The sequence below is a fragment of the Tepidibacter aestuarii genome (genome assembly GCF_934924865.1).
Taxonomy (GTDB): Bacteria; Bacillota; Clostridia; order Peptostreptococcales; family Peptostreptococcaceae; genus Tepidibacter_A; species Tepidibacter_A aestuarii.
On the sequence record NZ_OW235315.1, the window covers coordinates 1,887,228 to 1,901,744 of the forward strand.

A 14,517-nucleotide genomic window follows, 5' to 3' on the forward strand; every position below is an offset into this window, starting at 1 on the left:
TTAGTCCCCCCTCTTTAGGTGCTTTCTATGTATATATTTTCCTATTGCTTCTTTTTCCACTAATTTCGAATCCTTAACTATATGATTTCCTCTTAAAAATACATGCTGAACCTTTCCCTTTATTTCGTATCCTTCATATGGAGTATAATCAACCTTTTGTATTTGATTCTTTGCAGTAATTATTTCCCTTGGCTCTGGATTCCAAATTACTATATCTGCATCACTGCCCACTGCAACGGTGCCCTTTTCAGGGAATATTCCGAAAATTTTAGCTGGATTAGTAGATGTTAGTGCTATCATTTGGTTGATACTTATCTTACCAGTGAGTACTCCATAGGTATACATAAGTGAAAGTCTATGTTCTACACCAGGCGCTCCATTTGGTATTTTGCTAAAGTCATTTATCCCTATATCCTTTTGTCCTTTGTAATTAAAAGAGCAATGATCTGTTCCAACTGTACTTATATAACTATTTCTAATCCCATTCCAAAGGCCTTCTTTATCTTCTTCTTTTCTTAGAGGTGGTGAAATTACAAATTTTGCTCCTTCGAAATCTTTACTATCTTTATTTCCATAACACCTATCATCTAAAAACAAATATTGAGGGCAAGTTTCTACATATATCTCTTGCCCTTTGTTTTTAGCTTCAACGATTGCATCTAAGCCCTCTTTACTACTTAAATGAACGATATAAACGGGAGCGTTAGCTACTTTTGCTATTGATAAAAGTCTTCTTATAGCTTCTCTTTCCATCTCTTTAGGTCTTGTTATTGGGTGATAAGCAGGAGAAAGATGACCTTTTTCCCTTTCTTCTTTCACTAAGACATCTATTATATCTCCGTTTTCACAATGAAATCCTATGAGTGCCCCAACCTCATTACTTCTTTTAAGTGCCTTAAATATGGTGCCGTCATCTACTTGAAGACTACCTTTATAGGCCATATACATCTTAAACGAAGTAATACCTACTTTTATCATTTCTTCCATTTCTTTAGAAATATCTTTATTCCAATCAGTTATGGCCATATGGAAACCATAGTCACAAAACGCTTTTCCTTCAGCCTTCTTATTCCAATTTTTCAAAACACTTTTTAGGCTGTTCCCTTTATTTTGTGTGGCAAAGTCTAGTACTGTAGTGGTTCCACCTACAATAGCAGCCTTTGTACCACTTTCGAAGTCATCTGCTGTTACAGTATTTCCTACTTCCAAATCAAAATGAGTATGAGTATCTATAGCTCCAGGCAAAACATAACATCCATATACTTTTAATACCTCATCATCATCACATTCTATATTGTTTCCTATGGCAACTATTTTTCCCTCTTCAATACGTACATCAGAATCATACATATCTTCTGCAGTTACTATTTTTCCCCCTTTAATAACTATAGCCATAAGGAAGTCTCCTTTCTCTAATATACTCAACTAAATATATGATATTCTAAGAGCATTCTTTGGACATTTTGTTACACATAATCCACATCCAAAGCATTTACTTTCATCTATGTTCAATCTATCATCTATTGTGATTGCATCATACACGCAACTTATTCTACATTGACCACACTTGGTACATTTTTCATGCTCTACTACTGGTGGCATAGAATGTGTTCTAAATTCTCTATGGTTAGATTTTTTTATTGCTAATCCTACAATCTCATTTACATCTTTATATCCTTTTTCATTTAAAAATTCATTTAATTCTTTGGAAATTTTGCGGTAAATATCTGGTCCTTTTAGAATTGCTTCTGTACATACTTGTATTCCACAAGCCCCTGCCATCATAAGTTCAGCTGCATCTTTACCACATGTTACTCCACCAACTCCAATAATTGGAATATTCACTACCTTTGAAGCTTCATAAATACATCTTACTGCAAGCGGACGAATAGGTGCCCCTGAAAGCCATCCATAACCTGTTTTACTTCCCATTATTGGATATCCTGTATTAACATCTATTGCCATACATGGACCAAAAGAATTTATCATTACTAATGCATCTGCTCCTGCATTTTCAACTGCTTTAGCTATAGTTTGAATATCCGTATGTGGACTCATTTTCATCATTACGGGAACATCTAAAACATCTTTAGCAGCCTTTAGAGCTTCAACTATAGGAGTTACATCTGTTCCTACATAGTGAGTAGAAAGCTCTACTGCATCAGCATATGGTTTAACAAGAGGTGCAAGTTCTTTTATTTGATCTTTTGTATATCCCATTCCTATTATAAGAGGTAGTCCAGCTTCCTTAGCTTTTTTATATTCCTTCTCTATCCATTGTTCCTTTGGAATTTCTGACCAAAGCTCTGTATTTAAAAATCCACTATTTGTTCTTGCCATACATGGACGAGGAACGTATGCAGGATTTAAGGATATTGTCTTTGTTACTATCCCCCCTGCTCCTCCTTTTGCAGCAGCTATACACATTTTGGCATCTTTAGCTCCAGGTCCTGCTGCTGTCATTATAGGATTAGGAAATTCTAAACCACATATATTTACACTTAGGTTTGCCATAAACAAATCCCCCTTATTTATTATTTTCATAGTTTATAGCTTTAAATTCTATCCCAAAGTTTTGATGATAACTCTCTAGATTTTTCATAGATTTTTTCTTCATCTATATCTACTAATTTTCTATCCTTCATAACTACTTTCCCATTAATAATAGTTGTTTCTACATTTCTTCCTGACATGCCAAACAATATATGAGCATCATAGTTATTTTCATTCATAATTGTTAGAGGATTATAATCAACAATAATTATATCCCCATGTGCTCCTTCCTTTAATACGCCAACAGGTTTGTTAAAGTACTCAGATGATATCTTCCTATTATTTTCAAATAACATCTGTGGCATTTCTGTCCAAGCTACACTTGGATTACAAAGATTGTGCTTATGTATTATGTTTCCTACCTTCAATGATTCAAACATGTCACTTGTATATCCATCAGTTCCCAGTCCTAATAATACGCCTCTCTTTATCATTTCAATGACAGGTGAACAGCCTACTGCATTTCCCATATTAGATTCAGGATTATGTACTACATTTGTCTTAGTCTCCTTTAATAGTTCAATCTCTCCATCATTCACATGTATACAATGAACAGCTATAGTTTTTTCTCCAAGGATATTAAAATCCATAAGCCTTTTTACTACCCTCTTCCCATATTTTTTTAGTGAGTCATATAAGTCATCTATGCCTTCAGCTGTATGAATATGAAAACCTCCATTTATATTAGATTTTTCTTCTACACATTTATAAAGAGTTTCATCAGATAAGGTAAATGATGCATGAAGTCCAAACATACCCCTTAGCATGTCATCCTCAAGACTATTTGCCTTCTTCATAAATTCTATATTTTCACTTACTGCATCCTCCATAACATCTTTTCCATCTCTATCAGATACCTCATAACAAAGGCAACTTCTAACTCCTAGTTCCTTTGAAACCTCACCTATAGTAAATAAACTCTCTCTGACAGCTCCTTGACTTGCATGATGATCAAATATAGTGGTAGTACCATTTTTTATACAATCTATATAAGTAGTATAAGCGCTATATTTTACATCTTCTAAATTAAGGGCTTTGTCTATTTTCCACCATAGTCCCTCTAATATTTGTGTAAAATTCTTAGGTACTGAACTTTTTGAGGGCATACCTCTTGCAAAAGCACTATATATATGGTGATGGGTATTTACCATGCCAGGCATTATAACCTTCCCTTTTGCATCTAAAAACTCTCTATAATGATATTTTGTTTTTATATCCTCTGTTTTTCCTATTTCTATGATTACATTGTCTTTTACTGCAATGCAGCCATTTTCTATGTAAGGCATATCTTTATCCTGAGTTATGACTTTCCCATTTCCTACAAGTAACATTTGCATCAGTCCCTCTATATTTTTATTAAAATTCCTCATGTCTTTTATATAAAAAATTCGCTTTATACTACCGCATAGTTCATGTTTCCAACGAGTCCTACGGGCTCCGTTCTCAAAATTCACATGAGTTCATAACGACAACAAGCCTCACGACTCTGTTGCTTAAAATAGTTGATGCTGCAGTACTTTCAGCAATACTATCCATAACTTGAGAATCATATAATTTCCTATAGAGTAGAGTATTAAATTAATCCTTACAAATATGGTATTTACAAGATAAAGCTGAAAGAAAATATTATAAATCATATTTATCCAATCATCATTAGAATGGATAAACATGATTTAATTTTTTTAACTTTTAATTGCATTATCTTCTTTTTTATTTACCACCCATCGTTAGAGTCATTACTGCCTTAGCTGTATGTAATCTATTTTCTGCTTCATCATAAACTATAGAATGAGATCCATCTATAACTGAATCTTCTACTTCATTTCCTCTATCAGCAGGTAATGCATGCATATACATTACATTCTTATCAGCTGTAGACATGATTTTTTCTGTACATTTCCAATTCCTATATGATTCTAATAGATCATCCACAACTTTATCACTCTTATTATTTACCCAACTACCCCAGTTCTTAGGAATAACAACATGAGCATCTTTATAAGCTTCTTCCATATTATGTGTGATTCTAAATGAACCACCATGTTTTTCAGCATTTTCTTTAGCTTGTTTGATAACCCAATCTGGTAAGTCATATCCTTCTGGATATGCAAGGGTTACATCCATACCGTATCTCGGGAATAGCAATGCTTGAGTAGCAGGAACTGAAATAGGCTTTTTATGACTAGTTGCATAAGCCCAGATAATTGAAACTTTAAGTCTTTTCATATCTCCTACTTTTTCTTGAATAGTCATTAAATCAGCAATACCTTGCATTGGATGATACAAGTCACATTGTAAGTTCATTACTGGAACAGTTGACCATTTAGCCATTTCGCTTAAATATTTGTTACCAACTTCCCATACGCAGTTTCTACATGCTATCCCATGGCCAAATCTTGAAAGAATGACAGCTGTGTCTTTACCAACTTCCCCGTGTGAAATTTGCATTGTACTTGTATCAAGAAAATTACCGTGTCCCCCTAATTGAGCTATACCTGCTTCCATTGAATTTCTAGTTCTTGTTGATTGTTCAAAAAACATTAAAAAAGCTGTTTTATTTTTTAAATATGAAGTATCAAGCCCCATAGCAAATTTTCTCTTAAGATCATATGATACATCTAATAAGGTGTCTATTTCTTCTTTACTCCATTCTTGTAAAGTTATGAAATGCTTTCCCCTAAATATAGTTTGCATTAAAATTTCTCCTTTCTTTTTTGATTATTTAGCGTATTTATTAACATAGATTTTTGGAATAACAGCATACATAGCTGCACATTTAACTAATTCATCTTTCCAAGTTCTTTCATTTGGAGCATGGGCTTGATCTTCATGCCCTGGCCCAAATCCAATACATGAAATTCCATATCTGCCCATTATAGAAACACCATTTGTTGAAAAAGTCCATTTGTCTACTAAAGGCTTATTATTAAATAATTCTTCATATGCCTTAACCACTGTTTGACATGCTCCATGTTCTTCTTCTACAACCCAAGCTGGAAAGTAACATTCTGTTGGGTAGACAAGGCCAGTGTAAGCAGGTTTTTCATAGTTATACATTGAAACTTCTGCATTAACTGATTTCACTCCAGGTAAGTTTCTAATTTCTTGTAAAGCACCTTCCCAAGTTTCACCCCAAGTTAACCTTCTATCTATTGAAATAGTACAGCTATCTGCAACAGCGCATCTTGATGGTGATGTGAAGAATACTTCTGAAACAGTTAAACTCCCTTTTCCTAAAAATTCATCTACGTATAGATTTTCATGTAATGCCTTTAATTGATTTAAGATTGGAGCCATCTTGTAAATGGCGTTTTCCCCTCTTTCTGGAGCTGAGCCGTGACAGCTTAAACCTTTCGTAGTCACTTTTATTTCCATTCTACCTCTTTGCCCTCTATAAACATTTAAAGAAGTAGGTTCAGTAATTACTACAAATTCAGGTTTAATTCCACTTTCATTTATAAGGTATTGCCAGCAAAGTCCATCACAATCTTCTTCTTGAACTGTACCAGTAATGATTAATGTATAATCATCTTCTAGTCCCAGGTCTTTAATGATTTTGCCAGCATATACCATGGAAGCCATTCCGCCTTCTTGATCACTAGCGCCTCTACCAATAATAATTTCATCATCTTCATATCCTTTATACGGCTCATATTCCCAAAGACTAGAATCACCTACACCAACAGTATCAATATGGGCATCCATAGCAATTATGTGTTTACCATGACCAATATATCCTAATATGTTACCCATTGGGTCGATTTCAACTTTATCAAAACCTACTTTTTCCATTTCTTCTTTTATTCTTAAAATAACTTCTTTTTCTCTACAGCTTTCACTGGGAATAGCTATCATATCTCTAAGAAATTTTGAAATATTATCTTTGTACTCTTGTGCTTTTTCAAGTACTTTATTGAATTGGATATTCATTTTTCTCTACTCCTTTATAATAAAATTCGTATAGTTTCTACGCACTGACTGTAGTGCCCCCCATTTTATCTCATTCAACAAGAAATTTTCTACTAATTCCAATGAAACGTGTTTTCTATATTCCTTTCCTGACCTTTGATCATCTATAGGTGTTATTGATTTTGAATACATATCTTTTATATTTAAAAGATTTTTTTCAATTCCTTTTTGGTCTAATCCCTTTAAGTTATTTTCTATTTCTCTATCTCTAATAACAGTTGGTGCTACAGATCCAAAAGCTATTCTAATATCTTTAATGTTCTTATTTTCTATATTTGCAAGTCCAATAAAAGAAGCTTTTGAAAGGGAAGTTGCTTTTCTTGTTCCCACCTTTTTATGAAACACTATATCAAAATGATCAAGTGGAATGATTATTTCTTTTAATAGTTCATTTTCTTTTAAATGATTTTTTCCTGGTGCATATATAAAATCTTCAATATTTAGTTGTCTTTCCATATCTATGTTTTTTAATATCAACTTGGCATTCATAGCATACAAGATAGGTAGCATGTCTGCTGCAGGGGAGGCATTACAAATATTACCTCCAATGGTTGCTATATTCCTTATTGCAGGTGATGCCATGTTTAATAGTATATTCTTTATATATTCTGGCATAATTTCACTTTCAGCCATTTCTACAAGGGTACAATTTGATCCTATTTTTAAATAATTTTTGTCTATTTCTATTCTTTTTAGTTCCTTTAAATGCCCAATAAAAAGTACATCTTGTTCAAACTTCGGAGAAACTCCAGACCAGTTTTTCCTTTTTACCATAAGATCCGTTCCCCCAGCAAGTAGTATTACTTTTTTGCTTTGTCTAATCTCTAATGCTTCCCTAAGGCTTTGAGCTCTATAGCTATTTACCATAATCCCTCACCTATCTTTATAGCAGTTTTAACTCCCTCAATAATCATGTTATATCCTGTACATCTACATAAATTACCTGAAAGAGCATCTCTTATTTCTTCTTCGTTTGGTTTTGGATTTTTTCTTAAGAGCGCTTCCGTAGCCATAATCATTCCTGGCGTACAAAATCCACACTGAACTGAACCTGCCTTTTCAAAAGACTCTTGTAAAACCTTAAATCTTTCCGTTTCTCTATATCCTTCCATAGTCGTGATATTACTTCCCTCTATTGTTCCTATTGGGATAAGACATGAATTTATAAGTTTGTCGTCAATGATAATTGCACATGCTCCACATTCTCCCTCTCCACAGCCCTCCTTTGTTCCCTTTAGCTTAAAATCTTCTCTTAATATATCCACAAGTCTTCTTAGTGGATCTGTTTTTATCACAACCTCTTTCCCATTTAAAGTAAAACTAATATTACTTTCCATTTTTCATCAACTCCATTAAATATTCTGGTGTTATTGGTATTTTCTTTATTGGAATACCAATAGCATTTTGTACTGCTAAGGCAATTGCAGCCGGAGCACCTACAAATGTCAGTTCTCCAAGTCCCTTTGATCCAAATGGTCCATGTTCATATGGATTGTCTATTAACTTAATCTTTATATTTGGGAAATCTTTTGATGTTGGAATAATATAGTCTGTCATACTTTTTTGTAGAAGCTTTCCATCTTTGATATCCATTACTTCAATTGTTCCATATCCAAGTCCTTGTATTATTCCTCCTTCAATCTGCCCTTGTACTATTTGTTCATCTATAGCCTTTCCTATATCATATACAGCCCATATTCCTGTGGTCGTTATTTCATACGTAATAGGATCAATTTCAACTTCCACAACATTTGCTCCCCAAGAATATGCTTCATACGCATTCCCTTCTAATTTTTCTGCATCCCATTTCATATTTTCAGGATATTTATATGTCTTTTTTATTTCAATTTCTGAGAATTGATTCCATTGCTCTTTCATTTCCCTTGCTCCATCTTCTAAAAGCTTTCCAACAATTATAATAGTTCTAGAAGCAGCTGTTGGTCCGGAATCAGGTACATTGTCCGTATCAGGATTTTTAAAAATAATATGTTCTATAGGTATTTCAAGTGCATGTGAAACTATTTTTTTTAATGTAGTGCTGGCTCCCTGGCCCATTTCTACATTAGAAACAAAAATCTCAACCTTTTCATTTAAATATTTTTTTAATTTTATTTTAGCTTTTATAATCTCTTGTTCCCCATTTCCAGTAAATCCACATCCATGAAAAAATAAAGAACATCCAATACCTTTTAATTTATCTGGATTTTTTTCGTTTTTTTTACGTTTTTTTGTATAGTCTGAAATCTTTTCGATTTCGCTAATTATTTCATCCAGTTTGATATCATATTGAAATAAACCTTGTGTAGAAGAAGTATCTCCTCTTTTCAAAAGGTACTTCTTTTTTAACTCTATCGAATCTATATCCAATTGGTCTGCTATATTTTCCATATGTATTTCCATAGCAAAGATAGCCTGCGGACCACCAAATCCCCTAAATGCCCCTGATACAACATTATTAGTTGCAAAAGCTCTTCCTCTAACCCTTAAATTCTGTATATTATAAACACCAGTAACTGAAAACATCTCTCTTTGCAAAACAATACTAGAAAGTCCTGCATAGGCTCCAGCATCTATTTTTATATCAATATCCCTTGCAATAATTATGTTATTTGAATCAAAATACGTCTTTATTTTTATTATTGAAGGATGTCTTTTTGTTGTACATTCAATATCTTCTGATCTATCAAGTAATAATTTTACTGGTCTTTTTACTTTCACAGCAGCTATAGCTACATGCCCTCCAATAAGAGACGTATACTCTTCCTTTCCTCCAAATGCCCCTCCTGTTGTACTTTGTATAACCCGTACTCTCTTTTCATCCCAACCAAGTCCTTGAACAACTGCATCTTTAACATAATAAGGACACTGCATTGATCCATAAATCGTTACCTTTTCATTTTCATATATTCCGATCATACCTTGAGTTTCTAAGTATGCATGCTCTTGATATCCAGTTTTGTATTCACCTTCAATAAAATTTATGGATTCCTTAATAATTTCATCTATATTTCCTTTTTTATATTCGTAATCTACAAAGCATTTTTGATTTTGAAATATAGGTTTTTTAACTTCATTTTCTGCATCTTCTATACTTAAAATAGGATCAATATCTTCATATATCACCTTAATTTCTGAAATAATATTAAGAATTACATCTTTCTTTGGGCCTACTACTAAAAGGATTGGTTCTCCAACATAATTCACTACATCTTCCGCAAAGAAAGGTTGATCGTCAAATACAGTTTTTACTCTATTTCTGCCTAAAACATCATTTTTGTCTACAATATAATATCCTTTAGGTAAATCTGGAATTTCTATAGAAAGGATTTTAGCTCTAGGCCTTGAAGACCTTAAAGTTTTTGCATATACTAAATCTTCAAAATCCATATCGCAAAGATATTCTGCATCTCCTCTAATTTTAGGCCCGGTATCAAATCGCTTAATAGATTTGCTTATTTCTTCAACCATACATTCCAAAACCCCCTTCTGAACAAATTTTATATTTCCTTCTATTCCCATAAAAACATCTTTTTAATATATAATAAAATTTTGACTATTATATACCTTGTTCTATAAATTTATTTAACTTACTTTTCATCATTAGCATATTTGGTTCATATACTATTTTTATATAACAGTCACTTGCAAAAAAAGTGTTTACTAAGAAGACCAGTTCATGAATGATATTTTTATAAAGGAGGATATAAAAAGATGTATGACTTTATGTCAATAGCTATTGAAGAAGCTTTTTCTGGAATTAAAAATAATGATGGCGGGCCATTTGGCGCAGTTATTGTAAGGAATGGAGAAATTATCGCAAAAGCTCATAACGAGGTGATTAAGACAAATGATCCTACGTCCCATGCTGAAATAGTTGCAATAAGGCGAGCTTCAAATATTTTAGGTAGATTTGATCTATCGGATTGTGAAATTTATTCTTCTTGTGAACCATGTCCTATGTGTTTTGCAGCAATTCATTGGGCAAAAATAACAAAACTATATTATGGTTGTACAAGAGAAGATGCCGCAAAAATAGGATTCGATGATCAATATATTTATGATGTTATTAATGGAACTGAAAAAAACAAAAAGGTTCAAGTAACACAAACTTACAGGAATTTGTGTCTTGAACCTTTTAAAGAATGGGAGCTAAAAATAGATAGAGTACAATATTAAATAGGAATAAAATAAGGCTAACAGGAATTTACCCGTTAGTCTTTGGTATACCCACATACATAAAAAAATAAATACTTTTTTACTTGAAGAAAACTTATGAGGTGATAAAAATGGACCAAAGCTATATCATATTACTTATTATTTTAACTTTGAGTTTGTTCATAAAAAATGATTCATTATCAATTTCAGCTTCAATACTAATTTTATTAAAACTATTAAAACTAAATTCAATTTTCCCTAAATTAGAAGCTAATGGTCTAAAGATAGGTATAATAGTTTTAACAATAGGGATTCTTACTCCAATTGCAGCAGATAAATACTCACTAAAAGATATATTGGTCTCTATAAAATCTCCTCTGGGAATATCAGCAATAGTTGCAAGTTCACTAATTATGATGTTTACCGGTCAAGGATATGAACTACTAATATCAAGCCCATCAATTGTAATACCTATAGTTTTGGGATCTATTTTAGGTATAGTTTTATTTAAAGGTATACCCATTGGCCCTTTAGTATCAGCAGGTGTAACATTAATTATATATAACTTATTTACATTTATACAAAAATTATTACCATAAATCGTTTAAATAATTTGTATTAAGTAAAAGCCATGACAAAATCTATAGTGTAATTCAGAAAATATGTATTTTAGTAAATATTAAACCCCCTAAAAAATAAGGGGGCCGTAAAGTTCATTATTATTCACAAATATTTGTATATAAAGTTTGTCTCTTTAACAATGTTGTTGCAGTGAGTTCTTCAAATCATCATGTGGAGTACTTATAGGTTTTATACTAAAAGTATCCACTAGATATTGTAATACATTAGGAGATATAAAGGCCGGTAGACTTGGTCCTAGATACATTCCATTTATTCCAAGAGATAATAATGCTAAAAGATCTGCAACAGCCTTTTGTTCATACCAAGAAAGCACTATAGTAAGTGGTAAATCATTTACATTTGTGTCAAATGCATCTGCAAGAGATGAAGCAATTCTAACCGCCGAATATACATCATTACACTGTCCCACATCTAATAATCTAGGTAATCCTGCTACTGTTCCAAAGTCCAATTTATTAAATCTATACTTACCACAAGCTAATGTTAGAATTACACAATCTTTAGGAACCTGTTGAGCAAATTCAGTATAATAATTTCTTCCTGGCTTCGCTCCATCGCATCCACCTATTACGAAGAAATGTTTTATCTTTCCTTCCTTTACTGCGTTTACTATAGTTTCAGCATGAGATAATGTTTCATGATGTCCAAATCCTACCAAAATTTCCTTTTCTTCTTCATCTTCTTTAAATCCACCTAATTCTAATGCTTTATTTATTATTTCACTAAAATCTTTTGTACCATCTTCATTAACTTTAATATTCTTAAGGCCATCCCAACCTACAACATTAGTAGTAAATATTCTGTCTTTATATGATCCTCTTGGTCTCATTAAGCAGTTAGTAGTCATTAAAATACATCCAGGTATATCATCGAATTCCTTCTGCTGATTTTGCCACGCTGAACCGTAGTTACCTACTAAATGTTTATATTTCTTTAATAATGGATATCCATGAGATGGTAGCATTTCTCCATGTGTATAAATATTTATTCCTTTTCCTTCTGTTTGTTGAAGTAACATTTCTAAATCTCTTAAATCGTGACCTGATACAACTATGAATGGTCCTTTTTTAATATTTACATTAACTTTGTGTGGAGATGGATTTTCATATGTTTCAGTATTTGCTTCATCTAAAATTCTCATTACTTCTATACTCATTTCTCCAGTTCTCATTGTCATTCGAATCAGATCTTCTAGAGTTAAATTATCATCTGTAGTAGCTTCTAATCCTAAGAAATAAAAATGATCTACTTGATCACTGTGATAATTTATAAATCTTGCTTGATGACCATAAGCACTCATACCCTTTAAACCATAAAGTATAGTAGATCTTAAAGAACGAATATCAGCATCAAGATTCTGATCATACATAATCCCAGCTTTTACTGAGTCCTTTAACATTGCTTCCTTAGTGTCACTAAGATCATATGTAGCTGGATCAGGGTATTGTCCAATAGGTGCTTTACTTCTTAGACCTTCTTTTATTTTTTGTGATTCTTTTAATAACTTTACATGAACCTCTGCATCAAAATTTACATTAGTCAATGTAGTAAATAATCCATTCTCTACAAATTTCACAATCTCTTTATCAATAATCTGCCCCTCTTCAATCAAAGGCTTTGCATAACATGATATACCTTTTAATTGGTATATTAGTAGATCTTGTAAATTGGCTATTTCTGGTGTTTTACCACATACTCCACTTTTTGTACAACCTTTTCCTCCCATTGTTTGTTCACACTGATAACAAAACATTGCATTTTCCATTTTTTCTTCACCTCTTTAGAATATTTCTTATTTTTTTCTAATAATATACTATGTGCATAATTTAATATTTAGCCTTTCTTCAACTTCATATTTAACTAAAACACAGTGTCTTCACTATTATTGCCTAATATAGATATAATAATTCCACTAATTAAAATGCAGCATTAGATATATCTTAATATTAAGTTGTTTAACTCTTGACATATATCATATGCTCCTATATTATTTTATAAAGAGCATATGCCAACAATTTTACAAGTGTGTCATGCTGATTTAAGTATTTTATAGGGGGAATAATTATATGAAAATTGCATTACCATCTCGAAAGAATCTTATAGACGATCATTTTGGTCACTGCGAGTACTTTACTATTTTTACAGTTGATAAAGATAATAAGGAAATAATTTCTCAAGAAACTATTTCATCACCAGAAGGATGTGGTTGTAAATCAAATATAGCACAAACTTTATCAGATGTAGGTGTCTCAGTTATGCTTGCAGGTAATATGGGTGATGGTGCCGTACGTGTATTAAACAACGCTGGAATTGAAGTAATACGCGGATGTTCAGGGGATCTTAAGACTGTAGCACTTAAATGGCTTGAAGGTGCTATTTTGGATTCTGGTGATTCATGTCATGCACATGAATGCCATAACTAAATCAATCAAAAATAATACTCTTATGGTTACAATAGAAAAAATGTATATAGACTGAAGTGGGTATACCCATTTCAGTCTATACCATATTTTAATTCCCACAACTTTCACATAATCTTTACATAGTTTTTTAGTAGATTCAAATTATATATGATTTTATAATCAAATTTTTTATTTTATATTGTTTGATAGAATAATCCATCATTTATACAGTAGAAATACAATCTACCATGGCCCTGTTTACGAAATCTAAACTCCATATTCCATTCAGGATATTGCTTTACAATAAGAGCTCTATCTCCTCTAACATAAGCTATAAAAGAAATATAATGTTCTTTTTTCATCTCATGTTTAGAAGTTACATATAATTCATCTTCTACAGGCTCTATTTCAAGCATATGATCATTATCTGATTTTTTTACTTCTAATGGTTCTATTTTTTTTGAGCAACACATTATAGTTGCATCCCCTGTAGCTGTCATTAAGTTATTACATTGTGGACATACATAAAACTTTAACTTATTCATATTTCCTCCTACTAATTCGTTTAAATTTATTTCACCTGATAAAATTCCATCAACACTTACCTCTAATATCTGTGCTAGTTCTGGAAGTAAAGAAATATCAGGACATCCTTGTCCTCTTTCCCACTTGCTTATTGTTTTGTCACTTATGTTCATAACATCTGCAATTTGTTTTTGTGTCATATTTTTTTCTTTTCTTAATTGACATATTAATTTACCAATTCTCTTACAGTCCATTAATACCACCTCTTATA

Annotated in this window: 13 protein-coding genes; 3 read left to right on the plus strand and 10 right to left on the minus strand. The window is 32.1% G+C overall.

Going from position 1 to position 14,517, the window contains the following annotated elements; all coding sequences use genetic code 11:
* From hydA to M2214_RS09410, 8 genes are all read right to left on the minus strand, one after another.
* Complete coding sequence (gene hydA / locus M2214_RS09375) at window positions 1-1,395, minus strand: dihydropyrimidinase (RefSeq protein ID WP_248476630.1); 1,395 nt, start codon at window positions 1,393-1,395, stop codon at window positions 1-3.
* A 30-nt stretch (window positions 1,396-1,425) separates the two neighbouring features.
* Window positions 1,426-2,514: a 4Fe-4S binding protein gene (locus M2214_RS09380; protein ID WP_248476632.1), complete on the minus strand. Its 1,089-nt coding sequence runs from the start codon at window positions 2,512-2,514 to the stop codon at window positions 1,426-1,428.
* A gap of 41 nt (window positions 2,515-2,555) precedes the next feature.
* On the minus strand, window positions 2,556-3,884 hold the full coding sequence (gene ssnA, locus M2214_RS09385; protein ID WP_248476633.1) for a putative aminohydrolase SsnA: 1,329 nt from the start codon (window positions 3,882-3,884) through the stop codon (window positions 2,556-2,558).
* 379 nt (window positions 3,885-4,263) lie between these two features.
* Window positions 4,264-5,247: an ornithine carbamoyltransferase gene (locus M2214_RS09390; RefSeq protein ID WP_248476634.1), complete on the minus strand. Its 984-nt coding sequence runs from the start codon at window positions 5,245-5,247 to the stop codon at window positions 4,264-4,266.
* Window positions 5,248-5,271: 24 nt separating this feature from the next.
* Complete coding sequence (locus tag M2214_RS09395) at window positions 5,272-6,483, minus strand: YgeY family selenium metabolism-linked hydrolase (protein WP_248476635.1); 1,212 nt, start codon at window positions 6,481-6,483, stop codon at window positions 5,272-5,274.
* 6 nt (window positions 6,484-6,489) lie between these two features.
* On the minus strand, window positions 6,490-7,389 hold the full coding sequence (locus M2214_RS09400; protein WP_248476636.1) for an FAD binding domain-containing protein: 900 nt from the start codon (window positions 7,387-7,389) through the stop codon (window positions 6,490-6,492).
* Window positions 7,383-7,859: a (2Fe-2S)-binding protein gene (locus M2214_RS09405; RefSeq protein ID WP_248476637.1), complete on the minus strand. Its 477-nt coding sequence runs from the start codon at window positions 7,857-7,859 to the stop codon at window positions 7,383-7,385. Before M2214_RS09405 ends, M2214_RS09400 begins: the two co-directional genes overlap by 7 nt.
* Window positions 7,849-9,990, minus strand: a complete 2,142-nt coding sequence (locus tag M2214_RS09410; protein WP_248476640.1) for a xanthine dehydrogenase family protein molybdopterin-binding subunit — start codon at window positions 9,988-9,990, stop codon at window positions 7,849-7,851. Before M2214_RS09410 ends, M2214_RS09405 begins: the two co-directional genes overlap by 11 nt.
* Window positions 9,991-10,233: 243 nt before the next feature.
* On the opposite strand from M2214_RS09410, the gene M2214_RS09415 reads away from it, so the two are divergent.
* Window positions 10,234-10,698 (plus strand): nucleoside deaminase, encoded by a 465-nt coding sequence (locus M2214_RS09415; RefSeq protein ID WP_248476648.1) that lies wholly within the window; start codon window positions 10,234-10,236, stop codon window positions 10,696-10,698.
* Between the two features lie 110 nt (window positions 10,699-10,808).
* Window positions 10,809-11,276 carry a DUF441 domain-containing protein gene (locus tag M2214_RS09420; RefSeq protein ID WP_248476650.1) on the plus strand — a complete coding sequence of 156 codons (468 nt, stop codon included), beginning with the start codon at window positions 10,809-10,811 and terminating at the stop codon, window positions 11,274-11,276.
* 155 nt (window positions 11,277-11,431) lie between these two features.
* Here the strand turns inward: M2214_RS09420 and hcp are convergent, their stop codons facing one another.
* On the minus strand, window positions 11,432-13,084 hold the full coding sequence (gene hcp / locus M2214_RS09425; RefSeq protein ID WP_248476652.1) for a hydroxylamine reductase: 1,653 nt from the start codon (window positions 13,082-13,084) through the stop codon (window positions 11,432-11,434).
* Between the two features lie 301 nt (window positions 13,085-13,385).
* Between hcp and M2214_RS09430 the strand changes: the two genes are divergently transcribed.
* The gene (locus tag M2214_RS09430; protein ID WP_248476668.1) at window positions 13,386-13,742 is read left to right on the plus strand and encodes a NifB/NifX family molybdenum-iron cluster-binding protein; all 357 of its coding nucleotides are present in this window, start codon (window positions 13,386-13,388) and stop codon (window positions 13,740-13,742) included.
* A 173-nt stretch (window positions 13,743-13,915) separates the two neighbouring features.
* Here the strand turns inward: M2214_RS09430 and M2214_RS09435 are convergent, their stop codons facing one another.
* Window positions 13,916-14,500 (minus strand): helix-turn-helix domain-containing protein, encoded by a 585-nt coding sequence (locus M2214_RS09435; protein ID WP_248476670.1) that lies wholly within the window; start codon window positions 14,498-14,500, stop codon window positions 13,916-13,918.
* Window positions 14,501-14,517 lie beyond the last annotated feature (17 nt).

Excerpts from the sequence above, each read along its gene's own strand:
- hydA (WP_248476630.1), bottom strand. The coding sequence starts at position 1,395 with ATGGCTATAGTTATTAAAGGGGGAAAAATAGTAACTGCAGAAGATATG.
- M2214_RS09380 (WP_248476632.1), bottom strand. The coding sequence starts at position 2,514 with ATGGCAAACCTAAGTGTAAATATATGTGGTTTAGAATTTCCTAATCCT.
- ssnA (WP_248476633.1), bottom strand. The coding sequence starts at position 3,884 with ATGTTACTTGTAGGAAATGGGAAAGTCATAACTCAGGATAAAGATATG.
- M2214_RS09390 (WP_248476634.1), bottom strand. The coding sequence starts at position 5,247 with ATGCAAACTATATTTAGGGGAAAGCATTTCATAACTTTACAAGAATGG.
- M2214_RS09395 (WP_248476635.1), bottom strand. The coding sequence starts at position 6,483 with ATGAATATCCAATTCAATAAAGTACTTGAAAAAGCACAAGAGTACAAA.
- M2214_RS09400 (WP_248476636.1), bottom strand. The coding sequence starts at position 7,389 with ATGGTAAATAGCTATAGAGCTCAAAGCCTTAGGGAAGCATTAGAGATT.
- M2214_RS09405 (WP_248476637.1), bottom strand. The coding sequence starts at position 7,859 with ATGGAAAGTAATATTAGTTTTACTTTAAATGGGAAAGAGGTTGTGATA.
- M2214_RS09410 (WP_248476640.1), bottom strand. The coding sequence starts at position 9,990 with ATGGTTGAAGAAATAAGCAAATCTATTAAGCGATTTGATACCGGGCCT.
- M2214_RS09415 (WP_248476648.1), top strand. The coding sequence starts at position 10,234 with ATGTATGACTTTATGTCAATAGCTATTGAAGAAGCTTTTTCTGGAATT.
- M2214_RS09420 (WP_248476650.1), top strand. The coding sequence starts at position 10,809 with ATGGACCAAAGCTATATCATATTACTTATTATTTTAACTTTGAGTTTG.
- hcp (WP_248476652.1), bottom strand. The coding sequence starts at position 13,084 with ATGGAAAATGCAATGTTTTGTTATCAGTGTGAACAAACAATGGGAGGA.
- M2214_RS09430 (WP_248476668.1), top strand. The coding sequence starts at position 13,386 with ATGAAAATTGCATTACCATCTCGAAAGAATCTTATAGACGATCATTTT.
- M2214_RS09435 (WP_248476670.1), bottom strand. The coding sequence starts at position 14,500 with ATGGACTGTAAGAGAATTGGTAAATTAATATGTCAATTAAGAAAAGAA.